General features: G+C 32.6%; 16 protein-coding genes. 10 read left to right on the forward strand and 6 right to left on the reverse strand.

Features of this window, described 5'->3' with window-relative positions; genetic code table 11:
• The first annotated feature begins 1,358 nt into the window (after positions 1-1,358).
• Positions 1,359-3,641: a hypothetical protein gene (locus PPBDW_RS22330; RefSeq protein ID WP_036788527.1), complete on the forward strand. Its 2,283-nt coding sequence runs from the start codon at positions 1,359-1,361 to the stop codon at positions 3,639-3,641.
• A gap of 363 nt (positions 3,642-4,004) precedes the next feature.
• Here the strand turns inward: PPBDW_RS22330 and PPBDW_RS22335 are convergent, their stop codons facing one another.
• The 3 genes from PPBDW_RS22335 to PPBDW_RS22345 form a co-directional block, all read right to left on the reverse strand.
• Positions 4,005-4,298 carry an H-NS family histone-like protein gene (locus tag PPBDW_RS22335; RefSeq protein ID WP_036788531.1) on the reverse strand — a complete coding sequence of 98 codons (294 nt, stop codon included), beginning with the start codon at positions 4,296-4,298 and terminating at the stop codon, positions 4,005-4,007.
• A 78-nt stretch (positions 4,299-4,376) separates the two neighbouring features.
• Complete coding sequence (locus PPBDW_RS22340; protein ID WP_036788534.1) at positions 4,377-4,832, reverse strand: META domain-containing protein; 456 nt, start codon at positions 4,830-4,832, stop codon at positions 4,377-4,379.
• A gap of 303 nt (positions 4,833-5,135) precedes the next feature.
• Positions 5,136-5,372 (reverse strand): DUF4223 family protein, encoded by a 237-nt coding sequence (locus PPBDW_RS22345; protein ID WP_237043590.1) that lies wholly within the window; start codon positions 5,370-5,372, stop codon positions 5,136-5,138.
• A 1,007-nt stretch (positions 5,373-6,379) separates the two neighbouring features.
• On the opposite strand from PPBDW_RS22345, the gene PPBDW_RS22350 reads away from it, so the two are divergent.
• From PPBDW_RS22350 to PPBDW_RS22370, 5 genes are all read left to right on the forward strand, one after another.
• Entirely contained in the window at positions 6,380-6,760 is a 381-nt protein-coding gene (locus PPBDW_RS22350; protein WP_036788537.1) for a chemotaxis response regulator CheY, read from the forward strand.
• A 27-nt stretch (positions 6,761-6,787) separates the two neighbouring features.
• Positions 6,788-7,531: a protein phosphatase CheZ gene (locus PPBDW_RS22355; RefSeq protein ID WP_036788540.1), complete on the forward strand. Its 744-nt coding sequence runs from the start codon at positions 6,788-6,790 to the stop codon at positions 7,529-7,531.
• A gap of 10 nt (positions 7,532-7,541) precedes the next feature.
• Complete coding sequence (locus PPBDW_RS22360; RefSeq protein ID WP_036788543.1) at positions 7,542-9,482, forward strand: chemotaxis protein CheA; 1,941 nt, start codon at positions 7,542-7,544, stop codon at positions 9,480-9,482.
• Between the two features lie 61 nt (positions 9,483-9,543).
• Complete coding sequence (locus tag PPBDW_RS22365) at positions 9,544-10,032, forward strand: chemotaxis protein CheW (protein WP_036788545.1); 489 nt, start codon at positions 9,544-9,546, stop codon at positions 10,030-10,032.
• A gap of 11 nt (positions 10,033-10,043) precedes the next feature.
• Positions 10,044-10,970 carry a chemotaxis protein gene (locus tag PPBDW_RS22370; RefSeq protein ID WP_036788548.1) on the forward strand — a complete coding sequence of 309 codons (927 nt, stop codon included), beginning with the start codon at positions 10,044-10,046 and terminating at the stop codon, positions 10,968-10,970.
• An 84-nt stretch (positions 10,971-11,054) separates the two neighbouring features.
• On the opposite strand, the gene PPBDW_RS22375 is transcribed toward PPBDW_RS22370, so the two are convergent.
• A complete protein-coding gene (locus tag PPBDW_RS22375) occupies positions 11,055-12,344 on the reverse strand; it encodes a hypothetical protein (protein ID WP_036788551.1) in 1,290 nt (429 codons plus the stop codon).
• Between the two features lie 1,180 nt (positions 12,345-13,524).
• Here PPBDW_RS22375 and PPBDW_RS22380 point away from each other — a divergent pair.
• Together PPBDW_RS22380 and PPBDW_RS22385 are read left to right on the forward strand one after the other, a co-directional pair.
• Entirely contained in the window at positions 13,525-14,277 is a 753-nt protein-coding gene (locus PPBDW_RS22380; protein WP_036788554.1) for a hypothetical protein, read from the forward strand.
• Positions 14,278-14,543: 266 nt separating this feature from the next.
• Entirely contained in the window at positions 14,544-14,903 is a 360-nt protein-coding gene (locus PPBDW_RS22385; protein ID WP_036788556.1) for a hypothetical protein, read from the forward strand.
• A gap of 588 nt (positions 14,904-15,491) precedes the next feature.
• On the opposite strand, the gene PPBDW_RS22390 is transcribed toward PPBDW_RS22385, so the two are convergent.
• Complete coding sequence (locus PPBDW_RS22390; RefSeq protein ID WP_052957447.1) at positions 15,492-16,967, reverse strand: flagellin N-terminal helical domain-containing protein; 1,476 nt, start codon at positions 16,965-16,967, stop codon at positions 15,492-15,494.
• 133 nt (positions 16,968-17,100) lie between these two features.
• Positions 17,101-18,234 carry a flagellar hook-length control protein FliK gene (locus PPBDW_RS22395; protein WP_156312928.1) on the reverse strand — a complete coding sequence of 378 codons (1,134 nt, stop codon included), beginning with the start codon at positions 18,232-18,234 and terminating at the stop codon, positions 17,101-17,103.
• A gap of 43 nt (positions 18,235-18,277) precedes the next feature.
• Between PPBDW_RS22395 and PPBDW_RS22400 the strand changes: the two genes are divergently transcribed.
• Together PPBDW_RS22400 and PPBDW_RS22405 are read left to right on the forward strand one after the other, a co-directional pair.
• Complete coding sequence (locus tag PPBDW_RS22400; protein ID WP_160295702.1) at positions 18,278-18,745, forward strand: flagellar export protein FliJ; 468 nt, start codon at positions 18,278-18,280, stop codon at positions 18,743-18,745.
• A 269-nt stretch (positions 18,746-19,014) separates the two neighbouring features.
• Entirely contained in the window at positions 19,015-19,212 is a 198-nt protein-coding gene (locus tag PPBDW_RS22405) for a hypothetical protein (protein WP_036788562.1), read from the forward strand.
• The last annotated feature ends 495 nt before the right edge of the window (positions 19,213-19,707 follow it).

Genomic DNA, 19,707 nt, shown 5'->3' on the forward strand with positions numbered 1-19,707 from the left:
ACATTCAGCCTCAATGATTAGGCAAACATCAACCAGTTGAAATTAAATAACATTTTATTTCAATGACTTATAAAAACAACGGCTTCACTTTAATCATCAACTAAAATGCTTATAACAGTGATTAAACTGAACATTCAGCCTCAATGATTAGGCAAACCCCAACCAGTTAAAATTAAATAACATTGTATTTCAATGACTTATAAACACAACGGCTTCACTTTAATCATCAACGAATAAGCTTGCAACGGTGATTAAACTGAACATTCAGCCTCAATGATTAGGCAAACATCAACCAGTTGAAATTAAATAACATTGTATTTCAATGACTTATAAACACAACGGCTTCACTTTAATCATCAACGAATAAGCTTACAACGGTGATTAAACTGAACATTCAGCCTCAATGATTAGGCAAACACCAACCAGTTGAAATTAAATAACATTTAATTTCAATGACTTATAAACACAACGGCTTCACTTTAATCATCAACTAAAATGCTTATAACAGTGATTAAACTGAACATTCAGCCTCAATGATTAGGCAAACCCCAACCAGTTGAAATTAAATAACATTTATTTCAATAAGTTACAAACACAACAGCGTCACTTTAATCATCAACGAATAAGCTTACAGCGGTGATTAAACTGAACATTCAAACTCAATGATCAAGTACAACCCTAAGCCTGCTGATAAAAGATAAAACTGACAATTCTTTCAGTAACTTAAGACAAAGTAAGTTTTAATATTAGCAATATTGTTAATAATTAAACTCAATATCTACTAAGAATAACTAGCTATCTCAATAATTGAATTAATAAATGAATCAGAACAGGTCTAGTAAAGATTAAACTCAAGTTTCGACGATGTTTATTATAGTGAATTATGCCTAAATAGAACCTTATAACGGTTATTAAATCTGAAGACTAAATTCATCAAGTCTAAAACTGATTAAACTCAACTTGTTTTCTTCTTGATTAAAGTCATATAATAGAAGTTAGAGATTTTTGGTACGTGGAAACATACTTAATGTATATCTTTATTAAAACTTTTTAGTATTTAAAAGAAACAGATGCTCAAACTGTGGATAACTCTGTGCATAACGTGTTAATTCTAAAAAGATCAGTTGCTGAGTTTCTAAGATCAGTTGCTAAGTTCCTAAGATCAGTTGCTGACAAGGTAATGATCAGTAGATGATTAACTAGTGATCAGTGGTTAATTAGGTATAGATCACTGAATCAGAGAGTTTATAACTCACTGATTTAAAATAGCTTTACCAATAAAAAGCATAGAGCATATCTAATATCTAATATCTAATATCCAATATAAAAATCTTATTATAGGAAACAGGAGTTTTTTAATGATCTATTTTGACACTACCCATCAAAGCTATATAGAAGAAATACGAGTTGGTAGTGATGGTCCAATTATATTAATTGATGAAACAATATCGTCAATAGATCAACTAAATACGTCATTGATAACAAATCTCCAAATCCAACGTTTAAATATTCTAATTGAACAAAGTATTAAAAAAAACAAAAAGTGTTGGTCAGCAAATGAATTATCAAAATTGTTTAATATAAAGATCAACACAGCTAGGCCAATATCTCATCAACTTAAAAAAGCAGGTATCTGTAGAAAAGAAAAAAGGTTTTTACATAAAAACTCACGTAATGGATCTTTGTATGTAATTAGTACTGCTCAAGATCATTACGGAATTACAAAAAAATCCACAATAAGTGAATATGATTTAGCTATCATTGATTGTAATAACAGACATTTAATTGAAACAGGTGATGCTAATCCATTAAAAACACCAACACGGAGCATCAACGAACACGGATTGCTTAGTCAAGTTATTAATACATGCTATCTACCTAAGCATACTTCTTTTGCGGACGTTTTACCTGCATCGAAACAAAATCTTAATAATCAACAGTATGAACGTCAGCATAGTGATAATTTTCGATCTCAAGTTACAGCAACTAAAAACACGTACGATATTGCTCGACCAGAAAATTTACGTTTCCTTTACATTATTATAAATTTAACAATAAATTATTTTGAAACACACTCTAAACAATTTCTAGTTAAAGACCATATTGAAGCTGTTTGTAGCATTGATCGTAATCAAGTTTTAACGTGGCTAATGGTTAACGATAATAAATATTGGAAAACCTATATTGATGAAAGTTTAGAAATTTGGGCTAATACAGAATTTAGTGGTTATGAATTTTCTGAAGGTAATTGGATCTCTGAAACGAAGAAACCATTTTTTAGAATAGCTAAACGTTTAAGAAATAGAGAATCTGCTAAGTTTGCACAAGTTTATGTTCTTCAGTGGGATGCTGATATATTAAAATATATTTTAAGACAAAAAGGACCATACTTACTGCCATGGACAATCATGGCTGGGTCTGATTTTACTTTTTTAATTTATATTGAAGCACGAAAAAAATGGCCTGGAAAGTCATCTTCTAAACAGAAGATAAAACTTGATTCACAAGATCTGATGGATATTTTTCCTGTTATGATTAGTGGTGATAAACAAGTTCCTAAAACAACAGAACAATTTTCTCATTTTGTCGTATCTTCTCTTCATGAACATGCAACAAAATTTACTAAGTATATCGTGAGTCATGAGAAATATGACTTTAACAACAAAGATACTGTTGCATTTTATGATCGAGATTATAAGCAAGTTGCTATTAATGAAGTCTTAAAAAACAAGCACTTAATTGCGCGTGTTAAAGCTCATCTTGGTGGTATAACATTTAACTTTGTAATAGATGGTATTGGTCGAACAAAAAGAACATATTTAGATATATCATATTTCTCTGCTGATGTGATCAAAGAGTCAATTCCGGCACGTATTTTACCTTTAGTGACAAAAGGGGAAGAACTTGATAAAAAACAATTATCTCAACGTCGATTCTATAGTGTGTCGCCTCAAGTGCATGCGCTTGATAATATATTATTTAATGTAGATAAAATTGTTAATCCTGGTTTTACAATTAGTGATGTTTGCGGTGATGTATCGTATCAACTAATCTCAGAAGAGGTAAAAGACACATTAAAATCTGACAGATTACAACCAGCTCTTGCTGCAGCTGGTCCGATGTTAAATGAACATATCATTGATTTTGATCCTGAAGTAGTAAAACAGGCTCCATTTATTGAGTCTAAAAAAGTAAGGAATTTTCATGCAAAGCGAATTCAAATTGCTAAATTTCCAGCAAAAGAAATATTAAAAACGCATTTATGGTTAAGTGTGCCTAAAACTGAATTTAAGGAAACTCTAACAATATATTCAAATGATCAAAGAATTAAAAATATTGTCAGTGAGTTAGCTGTAACATCTGGAGATTTTGAAGATAGAATCTATAAACGTATAGTTTGCGCACTTGAGGCTATTCATCCGTTGCGTATTGGTGACTACATTATTACGCTAGATGTAATGAAAAATATATTTAACGCGTTAAACGGTATGATAGAAAAATCTAAGAATTTAAAATATCTGGATGAGTTATATATATTGATTACACATAACAAAAGACATATCGTAAAATATAGTGAGACAATCAATCCTATTGAAGATCCCTCAGCTTTCGCCAATGCATTTAAACACTATATTAAGTAAGCAATAGAGCATCGATTGATTACAAAAACATTATGCATCATTACTCATAATAATCCTGTACTTCATTTTATCAGTGCTTACCTAGCGGTGCTATTGGTTGGCTAATAAATAAAGTAAGGCTACAGACAGATGCGTTGAATCATAGTAAGCCATAATTCTACCGACATTGGATTGCTAGGCGTGATAAGAAAAAACAGCTAAATTAATATTTTTACTTATAAAAATCGAGCATAGCCTTAAGCTCTGCTCGGTATTTTATTTTGAGATACAACATCAGTAGTGTAAAGACGATTAACGTTTCCTACACCATTGATGATATCAGTTCTCAAGTTAAACTATGAAAGTTTATAGGTTAGCGATTTATTATTTACGTTTTGTTTGTGTTTTTTTAGCGTATTTGTTTAGATCAGATAAAGATAGTCCTTGTTCTGAAAGTGCTGCGATAGCTTGTTCATACTTTTTGACTCGAGCTTTTTCATTTTCGATATTTTTGGCTTCTTGTTGTATAATTTTATCTTGTACTGATAATAGATTATTGATCATTATTTCTACATCACTGGAAGAATAGTTAGCGACAAACTTTTTAGTCGTTCGAATTTTAAGGAGAATACCAGCAGTGATTATTTCTTTTATATTGTTATTGTTTTGTGTGGTCATGTTTGCTCTCTAATGTTGTGTCTATACGTTTTAATTATTATTAAATTAATAATGGTTTTTTTATTTAATATTAATGGGTTATGATTTTTCGTGCACGAATGTATAGTTATCGTATTTTATTTTGTTAATATCAATTAATGCAGATCCACCATTAAGTATGGATATAAATCGGATCTCCTTTCTCATTATATCGCTTGTGCAAATATTTTTTCCTCTAACAACATCATCTCCTTTTACTGTTACTAATGAATGATTCTCTACATTAACGCCACCAGTAATTGTATTACAACCAAATGATGCTGATATCTTGTAATGATCGCCGTCTTTTCGCAAATTTATCAATGGAGCAATTTCTTCATATTTCTCATAGCCTTGAAGGTAAACTGCATATACTCCTGAATAATCAATATCTCTTTTAATTATCGGATTTTTATTGTTATTTTTAAACATCAAGTTAGGTTTATCATGACTACCTCCAGTTGAACAACCAACGGCAAGCAATAATGATCCAAAGTATACTTTTATTTTGCTCATATTATTCCATAATAAATGCATAAGAATGCACAGATAAATTGCAGGCAAATTATGTTATATGTCTAAATTTTAGTAATATTATATTTTATTGAGATTACGTTAACCTTATCAATTAAGTCAATCCCTTTTATAATAAGTCTGATTCTTCTAGATTCAAGGTTGGTTTTGAAATTGAGTTAGGATTTTTGTATGTCAAAAGACAAAAAAGGCCGCCTAGGCGACCTTTTTAATCAATTTATTTAGCTACAATTCAAAAAATGATAAGTCAAAAAGTGAAATATTTATATAATGCAGATTTAGATATTAATGTTTGTTTGTTGCATTTTGTGTATCACAGGCACCCAAAGCAGCTGAAACAGAAATCGCAGGAACTAATAAGTAATCAGTTGAACAAGACTTATCTTTGTTAAAAGAAGTACCAGTACAACCAGTAAGAATAGATGCCGCAGCAATAACAACAAAAGCGAACTTAGCAGTAATTAATTTCATTTCATTTAATTCCAATAAAGAGGTATTTTTGCCACTATACCATTGTGGCATATAAGATCAATAACCTATAAGTTAATTATTGCTAAAGATATTTATAATTGTTCTCTAATATAAGCGATATTTAAATGGTGATTAGTGCAAGCTGTTGAAAAATATATGATTTTTGGTGTTTTTGTGTCGATTGTTATTTTTTATAATCATAGTCTTATTCATAAAGATATTCATTTACTTTATTCTGTGCTCACATAAGTTGATAGTCTCTATTAGGTCACCAAAATTATCGATGGCATGAGAGTCGTTGAGCTGTTTATATTGTTAAATTTATTATATTTCAATCTGTTATATGTGTCGGCAGAATTTATTGATGTTGTAGTGATCGGCTATTTAGGCGGTATTTTAAGTTAATTAAGTAAATATTAGCAATTTATCATTTTCCGTAGCCCTATCGTTCATCCCCCAATGTTTTAATGTAATTAATTAGTGTGTGAGAAAATACATTATAAATCAATAATAATATTAATTACTTTTTGGGTAGGGACGTACCAGGGTGTAGAAACTTGTAATTATTGATACTACATGTTTAGTGAGTTTCGTATTCGATTGAGATTAATGTGTCTTTTAGTAGGTATCAGAGGTGTATTTCATCGTTCATCTTTTTTAGTCAAAGAATTCTTAGCTATCTTGTTTGAGTTTTTTTAGCTTTCATTCTCGGTGTTACAAGCGCGAGTTCGGGGAGGATTGTTAGTTTGGCGCACAGAATTACAGTATCAATATTGTAGGGTTTTTAATTTTTTATATATAAATCATGATATTAAGTTTGAATATGCATTGTTGTATCTCAGTGCTCCCTGTGATGTTTTCTTTGACAATGAATGTACTCATTTTATTGATTTTATTAATGCCAATTGGTTGTAATGTAGTTGTTTATTTTGATATTAATAATGAGCTTTGGTTATCAACTGAATGTTAGGTAAAAAAATTTATTTCTGCTTGCTAAATGAGACAGTAAAGATTTATTCTATATCGTTATATAACATAATAATTATACGGACCCTTTTATGAGCAAAGATCTTTCAATTCTTGTTGTGGACGATTTTGCAACTATGCGTCGAATCGTTAAAAGTCAACTTAATGAACTTGGGTATACAAATGTTGATGAAGCTGATGATGGTGCAACTGCATTACCATTACTTCAAACTGGTAAATATCAGTTTTTAATAACTGATTGGAATATGCCAACAATGAGTGGTTTGGATTTACTAAAAAATGTTAGGGCAAACCCGTCAATAATGCATATTCCTGTAATGATGATCACTGCCGAAGCAAAGAGAGATAATATTATCGAAGCCGCTAAAGCTGGTGTGAATGGCTATATTGTTAAACCATTTAATTCAAAAGCATTAAAAGAAAAAATTACAGCCGTTTTGTCTCGTATGTAATGAACCAAAAATAATAAGGAAAATATGATGAGCATCGGTATACAACAGAATAAGCCATTGCTATCACTAGATCAGCTTCAACAGATTCAAGATTTTATTGAAATGGATATGATTGAAGATGCTAATAATATTATTTCTGGTGCTGTGCAAAAACAAAATAAAGAAGAATTATTTAATGGTGTAGGCATGTTGACGCGTGAAGTGCATGATGCTTTACATAATTTTGTACAAGATATGCGACTTCAAGAGTTAGCCTCAATTGAAATGCGAGATGCACGGACTCGACTTAACTATGTTATTAACATGACAGAAGATGCTGCTAATAGAACGATGGATAATGTAGATATTACATTAAATGTTATTTTAGAAATCGGCAATGTAATTGCAAGTCTTACAAATCGATGGGATACCTTGATGTCTAAAGACATTAGCATCGATGAATTTAGAACACTTGTATATGATCTGGATTCTTTTATAAAACTGACAAAGCGAAATACAGCTATAAGTACCGAAAAATTAAACGATATCATTATGGCGCAAGAGTTCCAGGATATAAGTGGTCAAATAATAAAGAAAGCCATTAATTTGACCATTGAAGTCGAAGATAGTCTTGTAGAACTACTAAAGTTATTTAAAGTAGATCTTGAGGATTGCTCTGTTAATCATATTGTGCCTGAACTAGAGGGGCCTGTACCTACTGGCGAATATCGCGATGATATTATGGGTAGCCAAGATGATGTCGATGATCTTCTTTCAAGTCTAGGATTTTAAGGAGACAATTATGGATTTTGGATTAGATGCTGAAATTTTAGATGATTTTCTTATTGAAGCTGGTGAAATATTGGACCTGCTTTCAGAGCAACTGATTCAATTAGAACAAGCGCCTAATGATGCTGATTTGTTAAACTCAATATTTAGAGGTTTTCATACAGTTAAAGGGGGGTCTGGTTTTTTGAGTTTAACCCCAATGGTAGACTGTTGCCATGGTGCTGAAAATATATTTGATGTGTTAAGAAATCATAAAAGAACGCTTACACCAGAGCTTATGGACATTATTTTATTGGCACTAGATGCTGTAAAAAATATGTTTGAAGAACTGCAAATGGGAAATTCTGAATTAGCGCCAGTGAGTGAAGAACTTATTTCGCAGCTACATAAGTTTTCTGAACCAGAAACAGAAGATGAAAGCTGTAATTTACATGTTGTCGATATTACAGAAGAAGCTGTTTTTAATAAGCACTGTAGTTTAGAGGACAGCGGACTGGACAATGTTGGTATCGATAATTTATCTAATCACAAATTTCAGCTACTTCTGGATTCAATAGATAATAATACGAATACACAAGACTTAATAACAAGTGAATTAAATCAATTTGATGCTGATGCTGATGCTGATGCTGATGCTGATGCTGATGCCGAGATTACCGATGAAGAATTTGAGAGGTTATTAGACGAACTTCATGGTAAAGGTAACGGACCTGTTATTCAGCAACCGACATTAGTTACTGCTGCAATAAAACAACCACAAGTAATAGCTACGCCAAAAAAACATGAAACAACAGTACGAGTGGAAACGAGTACTCTTGATGATATTATGAATATGGTTGGAGAATTAGTACTTGTTAGAAATAGGCTTTTAGCACTTAGTTCATCAAATTCATCAAACAATGAAGAAATGTCAAAAACCATAGCTAGCTTGGATATAGTTACTGCTGATCTACAATCAGGAGTTATGCGCACACGGATGCAGCCAATTAAGAAGGTTTTTGGAAAATTCCCTCGAGTTGTTAGAGATTTAGCAAGAACATTAGATAAGAAAATAGAACTTACACTTGTTGGTGAAGATACAGATCTTGATAAAAATCTTGTAGAAGCTTTAGCCGACCCGCTAGTTCATTTAGTCAGAAACTCTGTTGATCACGGTATTGAAATGCCATCTGAGCGCTTAGCTAAAGGTAAGCCAGAGACCGGGGTTATTATTTTATCTGCATCACAAGAAGGTGATCACATCTTGCTCTCAATTCAAGATGATGGCGCTGGTATGGATCCAGAGAAACTAAAAAATATAGCTATAAACCGTGGCATTCTTGATGAAGAAAGTGCAGCAAGAATGACGGATGAAAATGCATATCAGTTAATTTTTGAACCTGGTTTTTCTACAAAGACTGAAATTTCGGATATATCAGGACGTGGCGTTGGAATGGACGTCGTTAAAACTAGCCTGATTAAGCTAAGCGGAACGATTACAGTTAAATCTGAGTTAGGTAAGGGCTCCATTATTGAAATAAAAGTGCCATTAACATTAGCTATTTTACCGGCATTAATGATTGGGGTACTTTCAAATAAATTTGCGTTACCACTAACGAATGTGAAAGAAATTATAAACATTCAATCGAAAGAAATCAGTATTGTGGGTGGTTTTCACACGATTTACGTTAGAAATAAACCAATCCAGTTGTTTTATTTGGAAGATTGGTTATGTAAGTCGACAGCGAATATGAATAGCGATAAAAGCCGACATGTCATTATCACTCATTGCGGGAACGAGACTTTTGGGTTTGTGGTTAGTAATTTAGTCGGTCAAGAAGAGGTTGTAATTAAGCCGCTTGATAATCTTCTTAAAGGTACGCCTGGAATGGCTGGAGCTACAATTACCAGTGATGGTGGAATTGCATTGATTATTGATATTCCTGCTTTGGTAAAACATTATATTGGAAATTAATCATAAGCTGACATGATTTAGTGCCAGCATTATTAATAAAATTTTAGGAATAATAATATTAATGAAACCTGAAAAAATAGAAGATGCGAATAGCGCAAATGAGCAAATTCAGTGGGTAACATTTAACCTTGAAAATGAAATCTATGGCATTAATGTTATGGATATACAAGAAGTGCTAAGGTTAAGTGAAATTGCTGACGTACCTGGGGCTCCAGATTTTGTTATGGGGATTATTAATCTGCGTGGCAAAGTGGTTACTGTCATTGATACTCGTAAGTGCTTTAATTTAGACTCAGCAACCATTACCGACAACTCACGTATTATGATTGTTGAGTCAGCTGATAATGTTCTTGGGTTGCTTGTAGATAGCGTTGCAGAGGTGATTTACCTCAATCGTTCACAAATCGATCGTGCACCTAAAGTTGGCGCAGACGAAAATACTATGTTAATTGAAGGTGTCGCAAAGTTAGATGACAATATTATTATTCTTTGTAATATTGAAAACTTACTCGCAAAAGATGAGTACAAAGAATTAACAAACTTAGAGTAAATAAGAACGATATGACTGAATTGCTTAGCAATGAAAATCAAAGAACCCAGCTAATGGGTCAAAATAGGATGGAGTTTCTTCTATTCAAGCTTGATAACTCTACTCAGAGCTACGCTATCAATGTATTTAAAGTGAGGGAAGCTCAACCTTGTCCTAAGCTAACCCGTATACCATGTATGCACCAATATATAAGGGGAGTCGCACATATACGGGGACAGAATATATCTATTATCGATTTACGTGCAGCGAGTGGTGGTCAACCTATAGATGAGACATCTGAGGCCTTTGTAATAATTACAGAATATAATTCAACAGTACAAGGCTTTTTGGTTGCGAGTGTTGACCAGATAATTAATCTTAATTGGAAAAATATACTACCACCACCAGAAGGTCTTGGTAAAAATAACTACCTTACCTCTGTTGCTCAAGTTGGAGATGATTTAGTTGATATTATTGATGTGGAGAAGATTTTGGATGAAATAAACCCCAATAATATTAACATATCAGACGTTATAAATAATAAAACTATACCTGATAACTTGGAGGGGAAGTTTATATTTATTGCTGATGACTCATCAGTGGCGAGACATCAATTAAAAAGAACCATTAATGAAATGGGGATTGATGTTATTGAGGCCCACAATGGCGCAGAAGCATTAGAAATGTTACATGAGATCAATAATACTGAAAACCTACGAGAAAACCTGCTAATGGTGATTAGTGATATTGAAATGCCAAAAATGGATGGATACACATTATGCTCTACGATTAAAACATCTGAAGAGCTTAAAGATATTTATGTCATTTTGCATAGTTCTCTATCAGGTATTTGTGATAATTCTGTCTTTGATAAATTTGGCGCCAATGATTTTATTCCTAAATTTTCACCTGATGTTTTAACGGATGCAATAATTGCTGGAATATATGCGATTAGGTAGATTTCCTCTTATATCAGGATAGTTACTATCTCTTGTCTTGTTAGGCCAAAAGGAATAATCCCAGTAGATACTGGGATTATGAATTTATTTAATAATGTCATTTAATGCTTTGATTAGATCATCAATTTGATTATCAACTTCTTTCAGCTCTTGTCGCATTTTTATTGTGACCTTGCTTTCATTGGAAGTGATTGCATCTTCAATTGATGTATTAGGGCTGACCCCTTGTCTTTTTAGACCATAGCGTAGATCTCTACGTTCAGCTTTTTTTAATAAAAGCATGGTCTTAGTATAACTTTCAGCACCTTCGTTTTCAGCTTTTTGTAGTTCTTCTTCTATAAAGCGACTTAGTTGCTTAACTTCTTTCTTCAGCTTCTTAATACGATCAGGTAGTGGTACTGGAGTGCGACCTGCTCGAGGTTTCGTGCTGGGCACATTTTGTTCATTTTTTAGTTGTTGAGTGAGATCTTCAATAAGATTGTTAGCTTTATAGCGATCACTCATTGCTTTTTCAATCGGTTTTAGTGCAATTCTACCTGTTGCACTTGTTATAACATCCTTATTTTTCTCGAGTACTTGTTCTGGTGTTAAAATCTGAGCATTAACATCAATGGCTGCTTTTTTATACTCGTCGTAGGCTCTTTGTGCGTCAGCTTGATAACGGCATACGATGAATGATTGTGGTTTTTGAGGACGACCTGCTGTCGCTGGTTTATTCTCTTCTTCAAATGGAGTCATGCCATTTTTTGATTGCATATAAAATGACTCTATCGCTTTAATTTGTTTTCTTGTATCGATCAGAAAATCAAGGCTAGGCGGTTCGCTTGGATTTATATTATAAAGTTCTACAAGAAGCTCAATTCGTATACCTAGCTGTATATAGAAAGAGTTCAGCCATCCATTTTGCATGTCTTCAGGAAGAGTTGTTAGATCCTCAAAAATTGCCCGAGTTAACTCATCAAATCCCATGCTGTCAAAGTATTCGGCCGAGAATGCTTGTTTGGCCTCTTGGGACATAACTGAGGATTTATTTATAATGTTGGTTTTTGTTATTAATTCCTTCAGGGCGTTATTCGCCAACTCTAAATAATCTTGACCATGTTGTGGAGTATACTTATTCTTATCTGACTTCTTTTTAATATTAAGAAGTGAGTTTTCAATTTCATAAGTGAGTCGTAGGTTATCACCTTCATCCAAGAACGAGCTGCGAATGTGATCTAGATCGTATTCTTGTTTTGATGGATAGCTCGCCTTGATATAATCATTTAGTACTTTAAGTGCTTCTTGATATTTCGTTTGACTGCGAGCAACTACATTCGCGCAAAGTTGCAACTTAGGCAGTTTTGTTCGTCCCGCTTGGGCTGAAGTTCCCATAGACAGTGTAATTCCTCTGCAATTATTAATTTAATATTAATATATTAATCAAAAATAATTGTAGTGGCAATATTTTCTTTAAATAATCAATCATAAGAGGATAGCCTCTCGAATGAGTATCGTTATAATTTTAGAAGTGATTTTTTGCGAGTAAGTAATTTAGAAATAAATGAAGCTAAGAGCTTAATATAAAAAAATAATGGTTATTTTTAGTTGATATTTAACTGCAGGACTATAACTATTATTGAGTGTTTTTATTTTACACTATATGCCTAGTCGGCATTAATATAGAGGCTTTATGGCTTAGAATGCATCATTAATTCCAGTTACAGTAAGATGTTATATTCAATATATCCACAGATGAAAAATCTCTCGACTGTACTTCTGAATGCTCATTTATTTTTGAAGTAAACGTTTTCGTTAATCACGACTAAAAGCCTTTAGTAACCTTATTCAGGTGCTGAAAGTCTCTGAAAAACGGCTTTGCGAGGGTATTATCCTAACATTTTTAATTGATGTTAGGAATTATAATTAGCATTAGAGTTTTCGTTGTTCACTGATTATCTGGTAGTGACATAAGATATCTTTAGCTAATTGGCCTTATGGCGAATAAATCAATCTATGGTAGCCTCGTAGTTCCATTTTATTTAGTAAGGGATAAAATTTAATTATTAACACATTTTAACCCGATTCGTTAGAATATAAGTCGATCTGGCCTTATATATACTCCTATAAGGAATTTTTAGACTATTTATAAGAAGGATCAGGTGAGTTTGCGACTTAATGTTGACAGGAACGGTATTCTTCTATGGATCCTAATTAAGTATTAATTGCATGAAATTTAAGCAATGTTGTTTTTACTACTTGTATAAGTATCTTCAGAACTTTATCACAAGAAGAAAAAGCGAAATTTCGTTAAAATGAGCAGCTCTAGAATATTTGTTTTTCGTAAGGGGAAATTAACCTTTGTCCTAGAATAAGCTAATGGCACTATTTATTTTTTAATATTACTGAGTGAGTTATATTTCTGTTATTACAGAATAATGAAAAGCATAAAATATTGAAAAATGCGCTTAGCTATACTGCTAAATGGTCATAATAATTATATGATATACCGTAATAAAAGAATATCTTTAAATATTTTAGAGATAGAGTAAACAATTTAATAAGAATGTTATTTATGAAATCTGACATCGCATTAACACAAATAACTAAATTTGAGGAGATAATGCCTCTACTTATTCTTGGGTATCCAAAGAAGGTATCATCTGTCTTTCAAATAGAGGCTATTGTATCAAATCAATTATATAAATCTAAGATTGATAGCTTTATGAATACGTATCTAAATGTACTGCTTCCCGCAAAAAAAGAATTGTTATCTGAAATATCTACTCTTAATAAAAATAAACATATAATTTTTGAGTACGCAGTCGAATTTAAAAGTATTGATAATAATGGGATAAATAGTAATCCAATAGATATCGCTACCGATATTGAGGTTAATTTGATAGCTCAAGGGATAATTCCGAAGTTTACGTGTTATAACTCTTTGATTTCATCAGTGTTAATTGGTCATAAAAGTAAAAAACGCGAACAATTATTTAATGATTTACTTGGTGACTACAATAATTATATCTTCGATCTAAGAAATGGGGATGGTATTATTGATAGAAATAAGGATCAGCTAGCGGCATTTAATAATCTGTGGTTATACACTACAGATGTACTCATTAGTTCGATTATAGAATTGATCGATGCAATAGAACTGGCTAAGTCAAGAATATCTATTCATATCTTGAGAGGGATAGAGTGGGGGGCTGGAGTCAAAAGTAATGTATACAATAATCATGATCCATTCTTAATCGATCGTTATATTAACAGTCTAATTGTTCAATCAAAAATGGCTGATAATTATTTAAAAGTGATGCTGTAAGGGAGTTCTTTTGTTGACTTTTTGATAATAAGTCGTGAATAGTTGCTCTATTGTTAGTTTATTCAAACTATATTAGAACGCGTTGTATACCAGTAGTCGTTTTTAACAATCTGGTTGAGGTTCACGAATAGATTTTCACTTGAGTACTATAATCATCTTAGCTAGATAGCAATGGTTGTTCATGCTTTATTTACATGTATAATTCGCTAATTATATCATTGGAAAATTACTTTCAGTGAAGCAAATAGTTGAAAAGGTGATTTTTAGTGATAAATTTAAATGATTATCTGGATAGTAATTTGTCGGTAGTTCAGTTGATTGAGGTTATTGAAAAATTAACGAAGAATATGGCGAATTCATCATATGTGGTGGAAGAGTACTCGCTGATATCAGAAAAAACACAATATTTAAAGCAAGCTGCAGATGCTATCATCGTAAAAAACGAGTTAGCTTGTGTAGATGCTGGTGATGAGCCGGAACTGTACAGCCTTCACAATATTGAGACTGGAGAAATTGAGTCAAGTAATTTCTATTGTACATATGCTGCTGCTTTCGTTGGTTTATCACTTGAGGCGAGTTATCGAGGCATATTAAGCTATCAAATAAAGAGTTTTGATTATGAATAATTACTTATCCTACTCAATCAGACGTTAATGAATGGGGTTTCAGCCATTTTCTATTAAAGCACTTTCAAACTGCTTATGATGGCCTTAGCTTAATATGGATTATTTCACCATGGGATTGTTGTTTCAAACTGACGCTGTTTTAAGTGATGTATTTCAAGGTTTTCATTAGTGGTGGTTCAAATATTCTTCTTTAGTCTGTTAGAGTTGTCGATCATGTGCATTTTAAAGCGTTGGTTAGCTTTATTTATCAAAAGGTGTAATCATTAAAAATAAATAAAAACACTGTAATTAATGGCATTAATTACAGTGTTTTTATTTGGCGCAGATTTAAATTCTAGAATCAGATGAAAAGATAGCAAGACACTATAGCTATTAAATACCAGAAAAAAATTAAGATGAATGTTGATGCGGAATTATTATGGTATAAGTAATGTGTTTTATATGATGGAGTGGATCAATAATCTTTAAAAGATATGATATAGCTATAAAAAAACCGAGAAATTAATGTTCTCGGTTTTTTATTTGTATTGAGGAGTAATCAAGTTAAATGTTCAGCTTGATTACTCATCGTATTAAAGTAGTGCTGAATTACTTAAGTAATTGAGTTACTTCACTTTGCATTTGGTTTGATTGTCCTAGCATTGCTTGTGATGCTGAGTTCAATACTTTTTCTTTAGCTAATTGCATTGTAGTAGCAGCGTAATCAGTATCTTCGATGCTGCTTAATGATGCGTCAGTATTGTTTTTAACATTCTGTAGGTTATCTGATGCAAACGTTAAGCGCTTTTGAGATGCACCAAGATGAGAACGTTGCTCTGTAACAGTATCAAGAGCAGCTTTAAGAGTCGATAGAGTCTTATCTAGATCTGTTGAGTTTGTTAATGAAGCGCCTTTAAGACCTAGGCCTTCAGAGCTTAAATCAACTGTTTTTAGGAAGATATTGTCGTATGCATTACCTGAACTACCCACGTTAATAACGATATCACCAAAACCAGTTTTACCGTCAGTCGCTGTACCTGCGCCTAGACCTGTTGCAGCAGCGGCTGTACCGGCAATGTCAGTAATTGTTGACTTGGTAAATTTCGCACCATCTACTCGATCATTTGAGTCAATTTTCAAGTGACCTTCAGAGTTAATGGTTGCATTTGCATTTGCACCGGCAGCTTTTAATGACTTATTAATCGCACCAACAATATCATTTGCAGATAATGCTTTAGTACCAAAATCTACGGTGATATCCTTTGAAGTAGGTGTTGCTAAGGCATCTAAAGCTTTGTTGAAATCTGTTGCAGCTTTAGCTGCTTTCGTTGGATCTGTTTTAGCTGCAGTTGCTGAGGCTGCAGCTGTATCAGCTACAGCTTTAGCTGCGGTTGCTGCAGTAGCTGCTGTATCTGCTGCAGTTTTAGCTTTAGCTAAAGCTGCATCTGAAGGACTAGCAGTAGCTGCTGCATCTGCTGCAGCTTTAGCTGCAGTTGTTGCAGTTACAGCTGCAGTTGCTGCAGTTACAGCTTCAGCTGCAGTTTTAGGTGCTGGTTGAAGAGGTGATGTCGAAGTTACTTTAAATGTTAATTGATCGTTGCCAGCGGTAAAGGTAATTCCCTTTGAAATATCTTTATCAAATAAAGCAGAGGCTGCAGTATTGCCAGCATTGTTGATCAAAGAAATACCATTGTAATTAGCTGACTGAGCGTTACGATCTAATTCGTTTGATAGAGCACCAAACTCTTGATCCATCATATCGCGATCTTGAGTTGAGTAGGCATCATTCTTACTCATTTCAGTCAATTTAGTCATACGCTGAAGAAGTTCTTCAGTCTCTTTCATTGCACCATCCATTGTTTGGATTAAGTTAACGCCCATATTAGCGTTAGTTACTGCAGTATCAAGAGAGTTAGACTGTACTTGCATGCGTGATGCCATTGCACTACCTGCAACATCATCTGCAGCACTATTAATACGGTTACCTGTTGATAGCGCATTCATTGCTTTTGCAATACCAGTTTGTGCGTTACCTACTTGGTTTACGGCGTTACGTGATGCTGAATTATAGTTAATGCTTAGCATTTTAAATTACCTTTAAATAATTAATTATTGTTGAATTATATGAATCATATATCGGCAGTTATATTTGATTTTTTAAATGTGGTTTTTATATAAATTGATAAAACTCAGTAAAAATAATGCTAACGCATTGATATTAAGCAAAAATTCCAGTCAAACTTTTTGATGATTCTTTTTTAGTTTCAATGTTATTATTTGTTGGTCCAAAGTCTAACTGTTGATGCGGCTCTTTATTTCCGTGCTGATTTTTGTGATCTTGATTGGAATCATTCAATTTAGAGTCATTTATAACGTTAATACTGACAATTGACTCTCCACTATTTAGCAGTTTTGTATGAATATTATTTACATGCTCTCCAATTAATGTCGCAACATAGGCATCTTTGGCAACGATACTTATTTTATTTTTACCATTAGCTTCTTCAATAAGTATTTTTATTGGCCCTAAATGTCTTGGGTGGACGATAATTTCTAGCTGCTTGATATCCTTGATATTCTTACTTATGATTCTTGACAGCTCACTGCCCCATTCTTTTTCTGTGATCGGTTTATTATTAAAAAGTACAAGGTTTTTGGGATTTAACTCAACGGTTGGTGATGATTCTGACTGCGGTGATTTTTGAACAAAACCGTTTAAATCATCATAATGAAATGATAGATCTATTTTATGTTTACCATTTAGATCTAAGGACTCACTCATGGAGTTTTTCTTTTCAGCTAACGCTATGCGAAGATCGGGTTGTTTTCCGTCAGTAATAAAAGCAGAGGCCTGGTGTCTAGCATCAGTTTTACTTGAGGCACTAAGGTTTTTTGAAGGGAGCTTATCATTAACTAGTTTAATATTAGGTTTATGGTCAAGGATAGCCGTTTTAATGATATCAGTGGTTACTGGTTTTGGCTTAGATGATAATTGCTGATTAAAAACAGTAATATCAACCGGTATCATATTTTCAGATTCAGTGTTTTCCTTTTTTTCTTTTTTCTTTAAATTAGATTTACTTACCTTTTTAACATCTTCCCCTTCAAGCCGATTCTTTTTCGGTGTAAAGTTCAGCTGCTCCTTAGCTATTACTTCATCGCTGACTTTTACTTCTTTTTTTCTTGGTGCTTGATGGAGGTTGAGTGATTTTAAGGTTGCTTCAAAACTATGGTCGATTTTTTTGCCATGATCTTGTTTGGTTGGTTTCAAAGAGCCTTTATTTTTAGGCGATATTGTTGGTAATTGCTTTATAAAGGTCATAATTATGCTCGATTTGATGATATTGTTCATTAATATCACAATTAATTGAAAAATGTCAGCTGAGGATTCATTTTTGATTAAAGAACTTAAAAATAAAATTAGAAGCTTAGAAACATACAAAGATATTAAGCAAACTAATCTTGATAATAAGGCGGTGATTTTGTCTGAATCGAGAAAGATGCTGGATGCAGAGGTTAAAAATCTTGATAATTTAAAGCAATACTACCAAGAGCTAACGCTAGAAAAAACCACTGAAAATACATTTCTATTCCACCAAATTAAAAATAGTTTAATTACCTCTGCACATGACAATATTGTTAAATCACAATTGAAGCTTGCAGCGTTAAATCTTTGTTTCACTGATGCGTTAAGTGCTTGGAGACAAGCATTCTCTGAATTTAAAGCAATTGAGTCTGTTATTGAGTCAAAGACGTCGGAAATTAATTTTTTGGAAGATAAAAAAGAAGCCGCTGAAAATGATGAAATTGGACAAATTCTGTTTGGGCTAAGAAAATATGATCAGCCAGGTAATTCTGTGTAACGATCTTGTTAAAGCAGATCTTTTAAATCGTCTTTTTATCTGCTGCCACTGTGTTGAAATGCGTAGAACATACAAATTTAACTATTTTTAAGCGTAAGGGGTAATCATCAGCAATGCTTTAATTCTTATTAATCAATTTATTATGATATTTTCTGTCTGTTGGATGATAGTGTAGGATACCGAATTAGATAATGGGCTATTTGTAGTGATTTAGATTTTGTAGTTTAATATTAAAGTATAATTATTATTTGTAAGGAGATGTGAGAGTTATGTGGTTTAAAGAAAAAGAATTAAAACCTGAACTAAACTATGACGACTTGATTTCAGACATTCAAGATGTAGTTGTTCAGCAATATAGCCAGCATGGTGTTGAGTTAATAAAAAAAACCAGTACTAATGGCGTTATTGAACTTCGCTTTAATGTTGGAGCTAGAGAGCTTCTAACTATGAATCTTAATCGGGTATGATTGTTATGTGGATTTTAATAGATAAATAGAGCTGATGTTAAATGTTCTATCTCGTGAGATAATACCTGTAATGTAGATCTAAATATTTAGATAATCCTTGTCGTATGTGAGAACCGAAAATATTTATATTCTCGGTTTTTATCGTTATTTACAAACCTGAAATATTTAAATTTAAATACTACTTATTTTATTAGCATAATTAAGCAATATTATATGCTGATAAGAAGATAATTTACATTTTAATACATAAATATGTTGTTTGTGCGGTAGTCGTCAATAATGAAATATTCGTAAAATAAATATACTAATCATATGGTTATTTTTATTGATGACACTTTTTTAGATTATTGAGAGTGAATGTAGCGTAAAAAGTGGTGAGAAACGACAATAAAACATGTATTTGAGAGTAATGGTTTTTCAATTTAATTATATTACAACAATTAGTGGCGATGTTTCGTAACCAGAGAAATATATTACCAAGAGGTTGTTTTTATA

The organism is Photobacterium kishitanii (assembly GCF_000613045.3).
GTDB lineage: Bacteria > Pseudomonadota > Gammaproteobacteria > Enterobacterales > Vibrionaceae > Photobacterium > Photobacterium kishitanii.